Origin of the sequence: Massilia varians, from assembly GCF_027923905.1 — a bacterium.
Lineage (GTDB): Bacteria > Pseudomonadota > Gammaproteobacteria > Burkholderiales > Burkholderiaceae_D > Telluria > Telluria varians_B.
On the sequence record NZ_AP026966.1, the window covers coordinates 55,142 to 71,686 of the forward strand.

12 protein-coding genes and 3 tRNA genes are annotated in these 16,545 nt (G+C 65.3%); 6 read left to right on the forward strand and 9 right to left on the reverse strand.

From position 1 onward, the window contains the following. The first annotated feature begins 126 nt into the window (after positions 1-126). The gene (locus MasN3_RS00260; RefSeq protein ID WP_281911269.1) at positions 127-1,740 is read left to right on the forward strand and encodes a catalase; all 1,614 of its coding nucleotides are present in this window, start codon (positions 127-129) and stop codon (positions 1,738-1,740) included. Between the two features lie 148 nt (positions 1,741-1,888). On the opposite strand, the gene MasN3_RS00265 is transcribed toward MasN3_RS00260, so the two are convergent. The 4 genes from MasN3_RS00265 to MasN3_RS00280 all read right to left on the reverse strand — a co-directional run bounded on the left by MasN3_RS00265 (position 1,889) and on the right by MasN3_RS00280 (position 7,604). Then, a complete protein-coding gene (locus tag MasN3_RS00265) occupies positions 1,889-2,785 on the reverse strand; it encodes a recombination-associated protein RdgC (protein WP_036211683.1) in 897 nt (298 codons plus the stop codon). Between the two features lie 90 nt (positions 2,786-2,875). After that, on the reverse strand, positions 2,876-3,988 hold the full coding sequence (dinB, locus tag MasN3_RS00270) for a DNA polymerase IV (RefSeq protein ID WP_281911273.1): 1,113 nt from the start codon (positions 3,986-3,988) through the stop codon (positions 2,876-2,878). 150 nt (positions 3,989-4,138) lie between these two features. Then, the gene (locus MasN3_RS00275; RefSeq protein ID WP_307730393.1) at positions 4,139-5,830 is read right to left on the reverse strand and encodes a S8 family serine peptidase; all 1,692 of its coding nucleotides are present in this window, start codon (positions 5,828-5,830) and stop codon (positions 4,139-4,141) included. A gap of 502 nt (positions 5,831-6,332) precedes the next feature. Continuing rightward, the gene (locus MasN3_RS00280; protein ID WP_281911277.1) at positions 6,333-7,604 is read right to left on the reverse strand and encodes a glycerate kinase type-2 family protein; all 1,272 of its coding nucleotides are present in this window, start codon (positions 7,602-7,604) and stop codon (positions 6,333-6,335) included. Positions 7,605-7,793: 189 nt separating this feature from the next. On the opposite strand from MasN3_RS00280, the gene MasN3_RS00285 reads away from it, so the two are divergent. The 3 genes from MasN3_RS00285 (at position 7,794) to MasN3_RS00295 (ending at position 8,131) form a co-directional block, all read left to right on the forward strand. Continuing rightward, positions 7,794-7,869 (forward strand) — tRNA-Val (locus tag MasN3_RS00285). A gap of 42 nt (positions 7,870-7,911) precedes the next feature. Then, positions 7,912-7,988: transfer RNA gene (locus tag MasN3_RS00290), tRNA-Asp, on the forward strand. A gap of 66 nt (positions 7,989-8,054) precedes the next feature. Beyond that, a tRNA-Asp gene (locus MasN3_RS00295) sits at positions 8,055-8,131 on the forward strand. 520 nt (positions 8,132-8,651) lie between these two features. On the opposite strand, the gene MasN3_RS00300 is transcribed toward MasN3_RS00295, so the two are convergent. Continuing rightward, entirely contained in the window at positions 8,652-9,806 is a 1,155-nt protein-coding gene (locus MasN3_RS00300) for a GGDEF domain-containing protein (RefSeq protein WP_281911278.1), read from the reverse strand. A gap of 240 nt (positions 9,807-10,046) precedes the next feature. Between MasN3_RS00300 and MasN3_RS00305 the strand changes: the two genes are divergently transcribed. After that, positions 10,047-10,532 carry a cyclic nucleotide-binding domain-containing protein gene (locus tag MasN3_RS00305; RefSeq protein ID WP_281911280.1) on the forward strand — a complete coding sequence of 162 codons (486 nt, stop codon included), beginning with the start codon at positions 10,047-10,049 and terminating at the stop codon, positions 10,530-10,532. Continuing rightward, positions 10,529-11,692, forward strand: coding sequence for an AI-2E family transporter (locus MasN3_RS00310; RefSeq protein WP_281911281.1), 1,164 nt, complete (start codon positions 10,529-10,531; stop codon positions 11,690-11,692). Before MasN3_RS00305 ends, MasN3_RS00310 begins: the two co-directional genes overlap by 4 nt. Here the strand turns inward: MasN3_RS00310 and MasN3_RS00315 are convergent. The 4 genes from MasN3_RS00315 to MasN3_RS00330 form a co-directional block, all read right to left on the reverse strand. Continuing rightward, entirely contained in the window at positions 11,689-13,665 is a 1,977-nt protein-coding gene (locus tag MasN3_RS00315; protein ID WP_281911283.1) for a PKD domain-containing protein, read from the reverse strand. The two genes, MasN3_RS00310 and MasN3_RS00315, sit on opposite strands and share 4 nt — an antisense overlap. Next, positions 13,662-13,859 carry a hypothetical protein gene (locus MasN3_RS00320; protein WP_281911285.1) on the reverse strand — a complete coding sequence of 66 codons (198 nt, stop codon included), beginning with the start codon at positions 13,857-13,859 and terminating at the stop codon, positions 13,662-13,664. The genes MasN3_RS00315 and MasN3_RS00320 overlap by 4 nt, the downstream gene beginning before the upstream one ends. A gap of 7 nt (positions 13,860-13,866) precedes the next feature. Further along, entirely contained in the window at positions 13,867-16,146 is a 2,280-nt protein-coding gene (locus MasN3_RS00325) for a YgiQ family radical SAM protein (RefSeq protein ID WP_281911288.1), read from the reverse strand. A gap of 91 nt (positions 16,147-16,237) precedes the next feature. Further along, complete coding sequence (locus MasN3_RS00330) at positions 16,238-16,540, reverse strand: DUF4404 family protein (protein WP_281911289.1); 303 nt, start codon at positions 16,538-16,540, stop codon at positions 16,238-16,240. Between the last annotated feature and the right edge of the window lie 5 nt (positions 16,541-16,545).

A 16,545-nucleotide genomic window follows, 5' to 3' on the forward strand; every position in this document is an offset into this window, starting at 1 on the left:
GACAGTACATGTGTACGGCGAGACGGTGCAACGCAGCCATGGAGGTTTTGTAGGCAGGCGCGCGCTGCACCGGCGCGCGCCTGCCTATACTGCCCTCTCCAAACGAATTTGTCCGAGGAGAGAGCAATGAACGAGCAGCGCCCTATCCTGACCACGCGCCAGGGCCACCCGGTCCGCGACAACCAGTCGCTGCGCTCGGTGGGCGAACGTGGTCCCGCCACGCTCGAGAATTACCAGTTCATCGAAAAGATCACCCATTTCGACCGCGAGCGCATCCCGGAACGGGTGGTGCATGCGCGCGGCACCGGCGCCCACGGCTACTTCGAGCCCTACGGCAGCATCGGCGGCGAGCCGGTCAGCAAGTACACGCGTGCCCGCGTGCTGAACGAACTCGGCGTCCAGACTCCGATCTTCGTGCGCTTCTCGACGGTGATCGGCGCCAAGGAATCCCCCGAGACGGCGCGCGACCCGCGCGGCTTCGCCATCAAGTTCAAGACGGTGGACGGCAACTGGGACCTGGTGGGCAACAACCTGAAGGTCTTCTTCATTCGCGACGCGATCAAGTTCCCGGACATGATCCACGCCTTCAAGCCCGATCCGGTCACCAACCAGCAGGAGCCGTGGCGCTTCTACGACTTCATCTGCAGCCATCCGGAAGCGCTGCACATGATTACCTGGGTCAAGAGCCCGTGGGGCATCCCGGCCAGCTACCGCGAGATGGAAGGCTCGGGCGTGAACACGTATAAACTGGTCAACGACCAGGGCGTGGCCCACCTGGTAAAGTTCCACTTCCAGCCGAAGCAGGGCGTGCGCAACCTCACTGCCAGCCAAGCCGCCGAAATCCAGGCCATTGATACCAGCCACGCCACGCGCGACCTGTACGAAGCGATCGAGCGCGGCGAGTTCCCGGAATGGGAATTCTGCGTGCAGATCATGAGCGACGGCGAGCATCCTGAACTCGACTTCGACCCGCTGGACGACACCAAGCGCTGGCCGGAAGACCAGTTCCCGCTGCTGCCGCTGGGCCGCATCGTGCTGAACAAGAATCCCGACAACGTGTTCGCCGAAACCGAGCAGGCGGCCTTCGGCACCGGCGTGCTGGTGGACGGCATCGACTTCTCGGACGACAAGATGCTGCAGGGCCGCACCCTGTCCTATTCCGACACCCAGCGCTACCGGGTGGGCCCGAACTACCTGCAGCTGCCGATCAACCAGCCGCAGGAAGGCGCGGCGGCGCGCACCAACCAGCGCGACGGCCAGATGACCTATTACGTGGACGGCCGCGGCCAGGACAAGCACATCAACTATGAGCCGAGCCTGATGGGCGGCTACAGCGAAGCGCCCAAGCCCGACAAGGAATACAACCAGTACGTGGAGGGCCACCTGGGCCGCTACCAGACCACCCGCACCATGGATGACTACGCCCAGGCCGGCGCGCGCTACCGCACGTTCGAGGACTGGGAGCGTGACGACCTGGTGGCCAACGTGGGGGGCGACCTGAAGAAGTGCCCGGCGCCGATCCAGCTGCGCATGGTGTGGCACCTGTGGCACTGCGACGAGGACTATGGCCGCCGCGTGGCCGAGGTGGCTGGCATCGACCTGGAACAGGCCAAGGCCCTGCCGCCGCTGCCGGGCAAGCCGGCGCCGCACCAGAACCGGCCGGGGCCGACCTACTCGAGCGGCAAGCCGGAACAGGGGGATGAGCCGTCGACCAGCGAGGAGATGGCCGGAGCCAAATAAAGCAGCGCATCGGAGCATGCACTGTTTGAACGCGTGGGCGGGAGACCCGCCCACCCTACATGTATCGCTGTTCGTAGCGTGGGCGGGTTCCCCGCCCACGCGGTGATAGCTAGCGCGTGCGTCACTGCGCACGCACCGCTAAACGGAATTACGCCTTCGCTTCGCCGCCTAGGGCTTCCACCACATCCGCCATCAGCTTGGCCAGTTCGCCCGTCATCAAGGTGATGTCGTTATCGAAGCGCTCGTCGTCGCTATAGGTGACCGCTTCGCCTTCCTTGATCACGTCCAGCGGCTTGACGCCCTTGATCGCCAGCGACTCGGTCAGCACGAAGCTGATGCGGTCGTTCCAGGTCATGGCCAGGCGGGTGCACTGCTTGCCGGCGGCGATGTGGCGGCGGATGTCGTCCGGTTCCAGGGTGTGCTTCACGTAGCGCACGGCGGCGCGGCTTTCGCCGGTGGCGCGCAGTTCGGTGTCCTGGTCGATGGTAAAGCCGTAGGGCGCTTCGTCCGCTTCCAGCCAGCCGGTCATCACGGCCACCGGCGAACGCTGCACGCGCAGCGATTCGAGCGGCATGCGGTCCACGGCCTTGAGCAGCAGCTTGATGACGTCGTCCGCCTTCGACGGGCTGGCGGCGTCGACCACCAGCCAGCCGTTGACCGGATCGATCCAGACCCAGACGTTGCTGCGGATCGAGAAGGCGCGCGGCAGCAGTTCGTCGGCCACGCGCTCCTTCAATTCCTTCATTGCCTTCTTGCCAGGCGGGAAGCCCTGCTGCTCTTCCAGCTCGGCGGCCTTGGCCTTGGCGACCTGGTTGATGACCGAGCTCGGCAGCAGCTTCTTCTCGGTGCCCAGCATCATCAGCATCTGCTTGTTGACGACGTGGACCAGCTTGCCGTTGCCGCGTGGCGAATCCCAGCCCTGGCGCAGCAGTTCATTGCTGCTCGCGGGCGTGAAAGCCTGCGACTGCAGGGCTTCTTCCATCTGTTCGGGGTTGAATGCCCAGGGAGCGGGCAGGCGATAAATCTGGAGATTCTTGAACCACATACGCTTGTTATCCGATTGGTGTCTAAATTCTGGGGAACGACATTCTACGCTGCCGGGCAGAACTCAGCCGTGTTTACGAAGGGAAAAAAATTAATCTGTTGCCGGGTCGCCAACAGCCTCGACGATCGCCGCCGGCAGCGCATCGTCGAACAGGCGCAACTGCTCGACTGTCTCGGTATCGCTCAGGCGCACGCCGACGCCCAGCAGGCGCACCGGGCGGCTATGGCGGGCCCAGCCGGCTTCCATCAGGCGCGCATAGGTCGGGATATGTGGCGCATAGCCAACACACTCGACCGTGGTCTGCTGGAAGTCCGAGAACTTGATCTTCACAAACAGCTTGTTGATGAATTTCTCGGCGCCGTTGCGCTTGATGCGGCCTAGCAGGTGCTCATACAGGTCCGGCAGCAGCCGCAGGCAGGCGTCCAGGTCCGGCACGTCCGGCGTATAGGTCTCTTCGGTGCTGATCGACTTGCGCTCGCGCGAGGTGTTCACGGCGCGCTCGTCGATACCGCGGCACAGCTTGTGGAGCCGGTAGCCGAAGCTGCCGAAATGCTCGGTCAGGCGCTCGATGCTCCAGTGGCGCATGTCGGCGCAAGTCTGCAGGCCGAGCCGGTGCATCTTCTCGGCCGTCACCTTGCCGACGCCGTACAGTTTTTTCACCGGCAGCGCGGCCACGAAGGCATCGACCTCCTCTGGCCGCACGAGAAAAAGGCCGTCCGGCTTGTTCCAGTCGCTGGCGATCTTGGCCACGAACTTGTTCGGCGCCACCCCGGCCGAGGCGGTGATGCCGACGGTCTCGAAAATGCGGCGCCGGATCTCCTGCGCGATCAGGGTGGCGCTGCCCTTGCAGTGCGTTGAGTCGCTGACGTCGAGATAGGCTTCGTCGAGCGAGAGCGGCTCCACCAGCTCGGTGTAGTCGCGGTAGATGTCCATGATCTGGGTTGATGCGATCCGGTATTTTTCCATCGCCGGCGGAATCACCAGGAGCTGCGGGCACAGTTTCATGGCCTGGGCGGTGGCCATGGCCGAATGGATGCCGTAGCGGCGCGCCTCGTAGTTGCAGGTGGCAATCACGCCGCGCTGGTCGGGACGGCCGCCGACCGCGAGCGGACGCCCGCGCAGCGACGGGTCGTCGCGCATCTCGACCGATGCGTAGAAACAGTCGCAGTCGCAGTGGATGATTTTACGGAGCGGAGAATTCACATGGACGACGTCACGTGACGGCAGGGTCGACTACTGTTATTCCATACAGTATCCGTTTTTTCTTGCAAAACGTCAAAAAAAAGAACGCGCGGCAAGCCGCGCGTTCCCGGATGAAGACGGCGCAGGGGAGCGCGCCGCTTCCTCCTGACCTTACCAGCTCAGTTTCACGTTATACGTACCGGCGCTGCCGACACTGCCGCTGTAGTACACCACGCGCACGTAACGGCTGGCGGTGGTGGTGCCGGTGTTGGCCGAGCTCGCGCTGTCGACCGCGCCGGCGCCGTTCTCGCTGCGGCTGAGCAGGGTGCCCGCGCTGTTGTAGATGTACAGGTCGTAGTCGGAGGTGCTGTTCGGCGTCATCGTCGCGCTCAGGGTCTTGCCCGCCGGCAGATCGACACGGAAGTAATCCGTATCGGTCGAGCTCGACAAGGTGGCGTTCACGGTGGTGCCGCTGGTCGAGACCAGGTTGGCGGTACCCAGCGTGTTGTTCGACTCGGTTTCGTTGATGACCGTCCCGCTCGGCGGGGTGGTGCCGCCGATCGCCGCATTCACCGCCGCGGTCGCGTCGACGATGCCGGTGCCGCAGCCCGAGCAGGTCGCCGGGAAGGCGCGCGCGGTCGACTTCAGCATGCTTTCCACCTGGTCCGGGGTCAGGGTCGACTTGGCCGCGAACATCAGCGCCGCCACGCCCGCCACGTGCGGGGTCGCCATCGAGGTGCCCTGGTAGCCTGCGTAGTTGTCCGAGCCCGGGGTCGAGGAGCCCGAGTTCAGGGTCGAGATCACGCTGTAGCTGCCGTCGCCGCCGGGGGCCGCCACGTCCACCAGGGTGCCGTAGTTCGAGTAGGAGGCACGGCCGCCGGTCTTGCCGGTGGCTGCCACGGCGATGACGCCCGAGCAGTTCGCCGGGCTGGCGTTGCTGACGTTCATGTTGTCGTTGCCGGCCGCCACCACCACGACCGAGCCGCGCGAACGGGCGCCGTTGATCGCAGTCTGGGTGGTGGCGTCGCAGGCGCCGCTGCCGCCCAGCGACAGGTTCAGCACCTTCGCCTTGTTGGCGTTGGCCGGCACGCCGGTCACGGTGCCGCCCGAGGACCAGGTAATCGCGTCGGCGATGTCCGAGGTGTAGCCGCCGCACTTGCCGAGCACGCGCACCGGGATCATCTTGGCGTTGTACGCCACGCCAGCCACACCCAGGCTGTTGTTGGTCTTGGCGGCAACGGTGCCGGCCACGTGGGTGCCGTGCCAGCTCGAGCCCGATGCCGGCGAGCCGGCATAGCATTCGCCTGCCGCGACCCAGTCGCCCGGGTCGCTCGCATCGCTGTCGCGGCCGTTGCCATCGTTGCCGATGGTGGCGCTGCTGATGAAGTCATAGCCCTGCAGGAATTGACCGCTGAGGTCGGCGTGCGGGCGGTAGCCGGTGTCGATCACGGCCACGACCACGCCGGTGCCGGTCGACTTGTCCCAGGCGGTCGGCAGGCGCAGGCCGCCGGTCGCGTCGGTATAGTGCCACTGCTGGGCGTAATAGGGGTCGTTCGCGGTCGCCATGTGGGTCATGATGCGGTCCGGCTCGGCGTATTCGATGGCCGGGTCGCGTGCCATCATTTCGGCCGCAACTTTCTGAACGTCGTTCAGATGCTTTTTACCGTTGAGCTTGAACACCCGGGCGCCGCTGGCGATCGCGTGGCTCTCGCGGACGGTCATGCCGAACTCCTGGCCTGCGCGCTCGAGCTTGCCTTTGCGCTCCTGGGCCAGCGCGGCAACCGCGTGCCCCCTGGCTTGGCCCTTGGTCTTCTCCACCGGGAGGTCGTCCTTGTACTTGACGATGATCTGATCAGTCTCCATGACGAACTGCTGTTTGCCGGCTGGATTGTCGTTGCCGACACCCGCCGCCGCCGTCAAGGACACGACTGCCAGAGATACTGCGACACAAATCTTCAACATTGCAGGTTGCATCGAATGCGATTGCTTCATGTTTCTTCCTTATTGTGTGTTTTCCGTCAAGCGAACTGATCCTCGCCTGTGTCGTTGATTTCCGGTCATTGCCGATGCCGTCTGTATGCGGCGAAAAGCAGCGTAATACGAAAAAATCAGACAGGGCGCTACAATTGGAGACAATTTCGGCGTATTAACAACAGTCGAGCAAGTGCTTTCTTCAAAAACATGTTTTCTTCGGCGAAACGTTAAAATTAACAAATTTCGTATGCCACATTTGTGTTGACATAGCTCAAAAAAGTTTTTCATTTAAATAAGGTAAAGCCGACCATTTTGTTCGGCTTCAAGACAATGAAACAGGCCGCGCAGAGCGCGGCCTTTCTGTGTCGAACCGGCGGACTGGTGAATGAACCTACAGCACATCCGCTTCAATCACGATCGCGCGGAAGTCGTTGACGTTGGTACGGGTAGGACCGGTCACGATCAGCTGGCCAAGGGCGCCGAAGAAGCCGTAGCCGTCGTTGTCCGCCAGGCGCGCACGCGCATCGAGGCCCTGGGCGCGCGCCCGGGCCAGCGTGCCGGGCGCGAGCCAGGCGCCGGCATTGTCCTCGGTACCGTCGATGCCGTCGGTGTCGGCGGCAAGCGCATGCACCCCGGGCAGGCCGTCGAGGGCGACGCCGAGCGCGAGCAGGAACTCGGCATTGCGCCCGCCCCTGCCCTGTCCGCGCACGGTGACGCTGGTTTCGCCGCCCGAGAGGATCACGCAGGGCGCGCCCAGCGGCTGGCCATGCTGCACGACCTGGCGCGCGATACTGGCATGCACCAGCGCCACCTCGCGCGCCTCGCCTTCCATGCTCGACGACAGGATCAGCGGCGCATAGCCGGCCGCGCGCGCGGCATTTGCCGCGGCATCGAGCGACTGCTGGGCGGTGACGATGACGTGGGTAGCGTTGCGCGCCAGGCGCGGATCGCTCGGCAGCGGCGCCGCCAGCCGGGTATCCAGCAGCACCGTGCGCACCGCGTCGGACACGGGAATCCGGTATTTCTCGAGGATGGCGAGCGCGTCCTGGCCGGTGCTGCCGTCGGGCACGGTCGGGCCCGACGCCACCACGGCCGGGTCGTCGCCCGGCACGTCCGACACCACCAGGGTCACCACGCGCGCCGGATAGCAGGCCAGCGCCAGCCTCCCGCCCTTGATTGCCGACAGGTGGCGGCGCACGCGATTCATCTCGCCGATCGGCGCGCCGCAGCGCAGCAGTTCCCGGTTCAGCGCGCGCTTTTCCTCGACGCTGATGCCGGGCGCGGGCAGCGACATCAGGGCCGAGCCGCCCCCGGACACCAGGCACAGCACCAGGTCATCCGGCCCCAGCCCGGCGGCGGCGTCGAGCATGCGGCGGGCCGCGTCCTCGCTGGCCGCGTCCGGCACCGGGTGGCCGGCTTCGATCACCTCGATGTGGCGGGTCGGCGCGCCGTGGCCGTAGCGCGTGACCACCAGCCCTTCGAGCGGCCCCTGCCAGTGGCGCTCGACCGCCGCGGCCATGCGCGCGGCCGCCTTGCCGGCGCCCAGGACCAGGGTGCGGCCCTTGGGCGGCGGCGGCAGGTGCGGCGCGACCAGGTGGTAGGGATCGGCGGCGGCCATGGCGGCGTCGAACAGATGCTGCAGCAGCGGGTGGGCGGTGGGCATGGCGGCTTTCATCGGTGGGAAGCATGATATTTACACAAAAGCGCCCGGATCGTGAAAACGGCCCCCGGTTTCCGCCGATTGTCGATTTTTTTCGAAACCCCTTGCAAACCTTGAATGCCAGCCCCTATAATTCGGGCCTCTTCGGACGCAATGACAAGCGTCAGACAGAAACCTCTGAATAGAGAAGCCGGGCGCTTAGCTCAGTTGGTAGAGCGGATCCCTTACAAGGATTAGGTCGGGAGTTCGAGCCTCTCAGCGCCCACCAAGCACATTCAGCAGGTCGATCGAAGTACTGATCAGAGTAAACGGAGCGGTAGTTCAGTTGGTTAGAATACCGGCCTGTCACGCCGGGGGTCGCGGGTTCGAGCCCCGTCCGCTCCGCCAGCATCAAGAGAAAAGGTCTGATTCGTCGGACCTTTTCTTTTTAAAAGTGACGAAGAAGAATAAAACGGAGCGGTAGTTCAGTTGGTTAGAATACCGGCCTGTCACGCCGGGGGTCGCGGGTTCGAGCCCCGTCCGCTCCGCCAGCTACAAAGAAGGGGTCCGAGAAGTCGGACCCTTTTTCTTTTCTATCAGAGTGTTCTCCCCTACGGGAGAACACGGGCCGTGGGCTCGAAGGGATTCGCTTGCAAGCGAATCCGCGGCCCGCGGCACGTGGGCGAGCCCCGTCCGCTCCGCCAGCTACAAAGAAGGGGTCCGAGAAGTCGGACCCTTTTTCTTTTCTATCAGAGTGTTCTCCCCTGCGGGAGAACACGGGCCGTGGGCTCGAAGGGATTCGCTTGCAAGCGAATCCGCGGCCCGCGGCACGTGGGCGAGCCCCGTCCGCTTTGAACGTCTCAAAGAAAAATGGTCCGCTTCGGCGGTAATACCGTTCAGTTAGCGTAAAAATGTAGGGTGGTCGGCTTCGCCGACCGCGCGTCCAAGTCACCAATGCACTGTGGCAGAGCAAAATGGAGTTGAACGCGTGGCCGGGAAACCCGGCCACCCTACGCTTAACTGAACGGCATTACCGCTTCGGCGGACCATTTTTCGTTGCACTTCAGGTTTTTACGCCCGCCGCTGCTGCGGCCGGCCAGCCTCCACCCGATCCCTCCCCCCACTCTTGGCCGCGTACAGCGCATGATCCGCCCGCGCCAGCGCCATCCCCAGCGTCTCGTTCGGATCGAGCACGACTACCCCGATACTCACCGTCATCGTGTAGTTGCTGCCGCTGGTGATCACGACCGCGTCACGCACCGCCTGGCGCAGGCGTTCGGCGGCGGCGAGCGCGCCCGCCAGTCCGGTACCCGGCAGCACCATCGCGAATTCCTCGCCCCCCAGCCGCCCGAGGGTCTCGTGCGCGCGCAGGGTCGCGCGCGCAGTGCATGCGAACACGTTCAGGGCCTCGTCGCCGGTGGCATGGCCGAAACGGTCGTTGATCTGCTTGAAATGGTCGATGTCCATCATCGCCAGCGCCAGCGGCTGGCGCTGGCGCAGCGCGGCCAGGCGTGCGTTCTCGGCACGCTCGAGGAAAGCGTGGCGGTTCGGCAGGCCGGTGAGGCTGTCGGTCGTGGCCAGGCGCGCCATCTCCGCATCGTCCTTTTCCTTGCACAACAGCAGAAAGCCGAAGCCGTTCACGATCATCAGGAGATAGCCGGCCAGGTAAGCCGACTCCTGCGCGGCGCGCTGGCCCAGCGGGGCGTCGCTGGCCAGGCAGTTGGCGGCCCACAGGCCGACCGAGACCGCAAACAGCGCATCATTGCAGCCGATGATCCGCTGTAGCAGGGAGGCGCGGCGCCGTGGACGCAGCAGGATCCAGGCCATCGCTGCCGAGAACAGCGCGAGGACGCCGGCGACCAGCGCGGTGAGATAGGGCACGGGGGCGCCGGCGCTGCCGGCCGCCAGCACGATGGCCAGGGCCAGCGCCGACATCGGCAGCAACACGCGCTGCCAGCGCTCGAGCCCGAAGAAAATGCAGCAGGCGGCCACTTCCAGCGAGATCGCGAGGACCCAGCCGGCGCCCTCGATGCCATTGAGCATAGGCACGTTGAAATACACCCGGCACCAGCCCAGCAGTTGGCAAACGCCCATGCCGAAGCGCGCCCACATCCACAGGCGCAATCCGGGACTGGGCGCGGCGCCATGCGTATAACCCGCCATGAGGACGGCAAACGCGATGTTGCCGACGCCTAGCGCCAGCAGGAAGGAATGAATGTCGAGCACCGCTGATCCCACGGGTGAGCGCTTGACCTCACCACAATCATATTCATCTATTAATACATGTTTCCTCGGAGAACTATATTACACGCTTTCAACGTGGTGGGTCCGCACAATTGAATAGACAGGTATAGAGCGCAACACTTTCAGCTGGGACATATGCGGGACACAGCTTTTTGATGCACAGCAGTACCCGATAGCGGATAATCATCCGACAACATATCAACGCACCACGCTGGAGCATTCGTGATTTTCGGTTTCCTCAAGTCGCCCAAGATGTCGCCACGCCTGCACCGCCTGAAGAACCTGGCGCTGTTCTCGGCATTGACGCCGCTGGAACTGGAAATCGTCGACGGCCTGCTGCACGAGCGCCGCTACCTCACCGACGAAATCGTCTTCGACGAGGGCGAGGAAGGCCAGGCGCTGTACCTGATCATGAGCAGCCGTGTCCTCATCAGCAAGCTCCATGAGGGCAGCAACCAGGTGGTGGCCGAACTCGGGCCAGGGAGCTTCTTCGGCGACCTGGCCCTGCTCGACAACTCACCGCGCAATGCCCAGGCACGCGCCGTCGAGCCCTGCGAGATGGCGGTGTTCTTCCGCGCCGACTTCCTCGGGCTGCTGGAGACCGATGCCGTGATCGGCTACAAGATCTCGCTGGCGCTGGCACGCCACATCGGCCTGCGCCTGCGCGAATGGATGGGCACCGGCCGTCCCCAGCTGGAAGCCCTATGAACCGCAGCGAGCGCGCCGGGCCGGTGGTCTGGACCGGGATCATCGCCGCCACCTGCGTGCTGCTGCTGGTGGTGCAGCAGATGCTGTGGCTGGCCCTGCCCTTCCTGTTCGGCGGGGTGCTGCACTACATCCTGGTCGGGCCGATGCAGCGCCTGGTGCGCAGCGGCTACGGCCGCAATGCCGCGGCGATGCTGGTCTGCCTGGGCTTCTTCGCCTTCCTCACGCTGGCCCTGACCGCCGCCTTCTCGTGGAGCCGCGGGCCGGAAGAAGAGTCGTGGGAACAAACCGTGGGCCTCTACCTCGACGGCGGTATCGCCTTCGTGCACAACACCATGACCCTGCTCGAGAGGCGCTTCCCGCTGCTGGCCGAGATGCGCTTGACCTCGACCGTGAACGGCATCTTCCGCGCCCATACCGATAACTTCGCCGAGAAGCACCTGGGCGAGATCCTGGTCGCGCTTGCGACCTGGGTGCCCTCGCTGCTACTGGCGCCCTTCCTCGCCTTCTTCTTCCTGCGCGACGGCCTGCGCTTCAAGAAATTCCTGGCGCGCGCGGTGCCGAATGCCTATTTCGAGCGCGCGCTCTACCTGCTGCACGAAGTCGACCAGACCGCGCGCCGCTATTTCGAGGGCCTGCTCAAGCTGACCGTGCTCGACACGGCGGTGCTGGCGCTCGGCCTGTGGACGATCGGCGTGTCCTCGCCGCTGCTGCTGGGCCTGTTCTGCGCGGTGCTGGCCTGGGTGCCTTTCGTGGGTTCGGTGGTCGGCTGCGTGCTGGTGGTGATCGTCGCCTCGACCGATGCGCCCAGCAACCCTTTCATTGCCTACGGCGCGATCGGCGTGTTCGTGCTGGCGCGCCTGCTGGACGACTTCGTGTTCATGCCGCTGACCCTGGGGCGCAGCATCCGCGTCCATCCCCTGGTAACGGTCTTGATGATCTTCATCGGCGGCGCACTGGCCGGCGTGGTGGGGCTGATGCTGGTGCTGCCGCTGCTGGGCGTGGTGATGGTAGTGGGCGAGACGCTGGGGCGCCTCGTCACCAATCCGCGCCTGCGCGCCCGGCACCGCTATGCGCGCACCCTGCGCACGCGCCAGGCCAGCATCGACCTGGATGTCGCCCATGAGCGGCGCGCACGCACGGTACCGGGCGCGGAAGCCTAGTGCATCTGGATCTCCCCGCGGAACGCTGAACCCGAGCCATTCGGTCCCGCGTTGTCATAATCAACGACCACGGCGCGGCTGGCGGGATCGGTATGCCAGATCTTCAGCCCGATGCGTCCCGCCGCGCCGGCAGCGCCTGCCGCCGTGCTCAGGCTGAAGCGGTAGCCGCTGCGGCCATTGAGGGTGCCGCTGCCTTCGAAGCCGCGTGCCCCGGACTGCCTCACCATGCGCATGTCCGCGCTGCTGAACTGCAGTCCGGTGCCGCTGAAGTCCAGGCGCGGCGCCGCTTTGCCGCTCCCCGTGCTCGACGGGAACAGAAAGCTGAACTCGACCCTGTCCAGCCGGCTGCCGGCCGCCTTGTGGGCGCCGCGCGGGGAAACGAACCAGCCGCTGGCGGCGGTCATGCCGGGCGCCGCCTGGTAGGCCACGACGGTGCGGCTGACGGTCGCGCCCTTGCCGCTGCGGTCGGCGACGTTCGCCTGCAGCGTGTAGACGCCCGGGGCCGCGTACACGTGCTGCGCACTGGCGGCGCCGCTGCCCTCGCGCATGCGCATGCTGCCCTGCTGGTCGCCGCTGCCGTCGCCCCAGTTCCACAGGATGTTATGGCTGGCGGCCTTGTCCTCGCTCGCCGTGCTCACCGAGGATGCGAAGGAGCGGCCGACCTGCACCAGGCTGCTGCCCGCGATCGCGCCGACCGACTGCGTCCGGGTCGGGCAGCTGTCGGGCACCAGCAGCACCACGCCGGCATTCGATTCGGCAAAGATGTAGCCATCGTCCGAGATCGCATAAGCATTTCTGATGACCAGCCCGGCGGGGGCGTTGCGCAGGCGCGTATTCAGGTCGACCATCCCGCCCCTTGGCGTCCAGAGGAAGGCATGGAAGTCCAGGTCGCCAGCGGTGAAGGACCCGCCCACCACCTCCCGCCTGTTATTGCCGCCTTGGGCAAGCGCGTCGCTGCCGCCCAGGGTGCCGAGCTCGCGCATGCCGCTTTCCCGGGTCCAGGAGAACGGGCGCCTGCCGTTGCGGTCCGAGAACAGGAAACCAACTACGTGCCCATTCGACGTCACCTCTTGCACCCATGCATCCCTGCGGTCGCCGGGCCCGACATCCCGCATGCCGCTGCGGCGTGTCCAGGCGAAGGCATGAGTAGCGACATCGCCGCGTATCGCCGATTCGCCCACCACCAGGCCATCATCCGTGATGTCACGCGCAATCGACGTCGTGCCACCCAGGGTGCCAAGATCACGCAAGCCCTTCTGACGTGTCCACAGGAAGGCGTGATAGTTGCCGTCGTTCAGGCTGGCCACGCCCGCAATCTCGCCCGCCTCGTTGATGCCGTTGGCGCTGCTGATGCTGTCAGGGCGCGAGCCGAGCAGGCCGAGATCGCGCATGCCCTCGCGCGGACTCCACAGGAATGCGTGGAACCTGCCGTCGGGGGCATAGGCGTTGCCCACCACCTGGCCCTGGTTGTTGATGGCATTCGCGATGGACGAACCTTCCCCACCAAGGGTGCCGAGGTCGCGCATGCCTCTCGCCCTGCTCCAGATGAAGGCATGATAGATCTCGCCGGGAGCCTCCGGGGTGCCGACGTCGCGGATAAAGCCGTCACCGACGACCTGCCCGGCATCGTTGAGGTCAGTGACCTGGGTGACCCGGCCATTGAGTGAACCGATATCCACCAGGCTGCTGCCGTCGTAGAACCAGCCACGGATCAGGCCTCCGCTGCCGGTCGAGAAGGCAAGCTGGTTGCGGGCGTTGAACATGCCGATCCCGGCTTGCAGGCTCTCGCCGGACGGACGCAGGTTGATCACGCGGTACATGGTCGCCGGGCGCGCTTTGTCGAGCGCCAGTGCGTCCGCCGCCGGCGCTTGCCAGGCGGCGGACGTTCCCGCGATGAGCATGCTGCCGAGCAGACATGCGGACAGCCGGAGCAGGCCGTGCGGCGCCCGGCCTGGATCGTGGTTGCGGTTCACTTTGTGCTCCCGGAAAAGAAGTGATCGAACAGATTGTCGGCCTGCGCCGGCGACCCTCCATAGCCGATTGTGGCGCTGCGTCCCGGCGCGATCCTGTGCGCGCACAAGGTCTCCACCAGCTTGTTTTCCGGCCAGATTTCTCGGTAAAAAGGCGAAAAAAAACCGGAGACGGGCTCCGGCTTTGGTGTCGGCAAGACGGCCTTATTTGCGCCCTGCCTTCGGCTTGGTCTTGATGGTAGCGAGGATCGAAGGCCGCACCTTGGACGATGCCACCACGGCCGCGGCCGGCGCACGTTCGACGCGCACCTGCACCTTGTCGCGTCCGGCGCGTGCATGGGCCGGCCCGCGCTTGCCGACCTCGCGCTCGGTGACCGGCGCACCGCCCGGCACCATGCGCTTGCGGTCCCACTCCGGTCCCGGTTCGGCGCCCGCAGGCGGCACCAGGTGGCGCTCGCCCGTGCCGATCAGGTCGCCGCGGCCCATGCGCTTCAGGCCCTCGCGCAGGACCGGCCAGTTCTCCGGATCGTAATAGCGCAGGAAGGCCTTGTGCAGCTTGCGGGTCTTGCCGCTCTTGGCGGTCTCGACGACTTCCGAATCCTCGGTGACTTTCGCCAGCGGATTCTTGCCCGAGTGGTACATGGTGGTGGCCATCGCCATCGGCGTCGGGGTGAAGGTCTGCACCTGGTCGAGCTTGAAGTTGTTCTTCTTCAGCCACAGGGCCAGGTTCAGCATGTCCTCGTCGGTCGAGCCCGGGTGGGCCGCGATGAAATAAGGAATCAGGTACTGCTTCTTGCCGGCCTCGATCGAGTACTTGTCGAACAGGCGCTTGAACTCGTCGTAGGCGCCGATGCCCGGCTTCATCATCTTCGAGAGCGTGCCCTGCTCGGTGTGCTCCGGCGCGATCTTCAGGAGGCCGCCCACGTGGTGGGTGACCAGTTCCTTGACGTACTCGGGAGAGCGCACCGCCAGGTCGTAGCGCAGGCCGGAGCCGATCAGGATCTTCTTGATGCCCGGAATGGCGCGCGCCTTGCGGTACAGCGAGATCAGCTTGCTATGGTCGGTGCCGAGGTTGCTGCAAATCGTGGGGTAGACACACGACAGGCGGCGGCAGGATTCCTCGATTTTCTTGTCCTTGCAGGCCAGGCGGTACATGTTCGCCGTCGGGCCGCCCAGGTCGGTGATGGTGCCGGCAAAATTCTTGGTGGTGTCGCGGATCAGCTCGATCTCGCGCAGGATCGAGGGTTCCGAACGGCTCTGGATGATGCGGCCCTCGTGCTCGGTGATCGAGCAGAAGGTGCAGCCGCCGAAGCAGCCGCGCATGATGTTCACCGAATAGCGGATCATCTCCCAGGCCGGGATATGCGCCTTGCCATAGCTCGGGTGCGGCGCGCGCGCGTACGGCAGGTCGTAGACATTGTCCATCTCGTCCATGGCCAGCGGCAGCGGCGGCGCGTTCAGCCAGACGTCGCGGTCGCCGTGCTGCTGCACCAGCGCGCGCGCATTGCCCGGGTTCGACTCGAGGTGGAACACGCGCGAGGCGTGCGCGTACATCACCGGGTCTTCGCTGACGGTCTCGAAACTCGGCAGGCGCACCACGGTCTTCTGGGCCTTTGCGCGGGAGGCGGCCTGGCGCTCCTCGCGCGTCATGATCACCACCGGTTTCACTACCGGTTCGGGTTGCGCATTCTCGGTGGCGCAAGCCTTGGTGTCTTCCTGCGCCATCGCGTAGGGGTTCGGATGCGCGTCGACGCGGCCCGGCACGTCGACGCGGGTCGAGTTGTGCACGCTCCACTCGTCGTCCGGCAGCCAGCCGTGCGGCACCAGGAAGGCGGTGCCGCGCAGGTCGCGGATGTTCTTGATGTTCTCGCCCGCGGCGATGCGGCGGGTGACGTCCACCAGCGCGCGTTCGGCGTTGCCGAAGATGAGCAGGTCGGCCTTCGATTCGAACAGCACCGAGCGGCGCACCTTGTCCGACCAGTAGTCGTAGTGGGCGATGCGGCGCAGCGAGGCTTCGATGCTGCCGGCGATCACCGGCACGCCCGGGAAGGCTTCGCGGGCGCGCTGGCAGTACACGGTGACGGCGCGGTCGGGACGCTTGTTCGGCTCGGCGTTCGGCGTATAGGCGTCGTCGGAACGGATCTTGCGGTCGGCCGTGTAGCGGTTGACCATCGAGTCCATGTTGCCGGCGGTAATGCCCCAGTAGAGGTTCGGCTTGCCAAGCGCGCGGAAGGGCTCGACCGAGGTCCAGTCCGGCTGGCTGATGATGCCGACGCGGTAGCCCTGCGCTTCCAGCAGGCGGCCGACCAGCGCCATCCCGAAGCTCGGGTGGTCGATGTAGGCGTCGCCGGTGATCAGGATGATGTCGCACGAATCCCATCCGAGCTTGTCCATTTCGGCACGGGACATCGGGAGGAAAGGCGCGGCGGGAGCGCGGCTGGAGCGCTTGGGGACGCTCGCGAAAAGGTTTACTGGGGAGTTCATTGGCCGGTATTGTACCGGAAAACCATTTTTGGGTCTCCCTCAGTCCCCAAAAATGGCTTAGTTATCAATGAGTTGCGGCGCGGCAGTAGTCTCAGATACCCATATTGGACAGCATATTGCCGAGCTGGCGCAGGCCGGCCGAGAAGGTCGGGTGGTTCGCATCGAAGCGGGCCGCCAGTTCCTGGGTACGGGAAGACAGGCCATAGGTGTTCTCGTCGAGCTCGTTCTCGGCGTGGCGCGCCAGGGCGCGGTCGATGTCGCCGTCGAGCTGGCGCAGCAGGGTTTCCAGCTCGGGGTCGACGTCATTGGTCTCCTGCAGCTGGCGGTGCAAGGCTTTCAGGTGCGCTTTCAGGTTCGCATCGCGCTCATTGGTGTGCTCGTTTTCGTTCAGCATGTCGC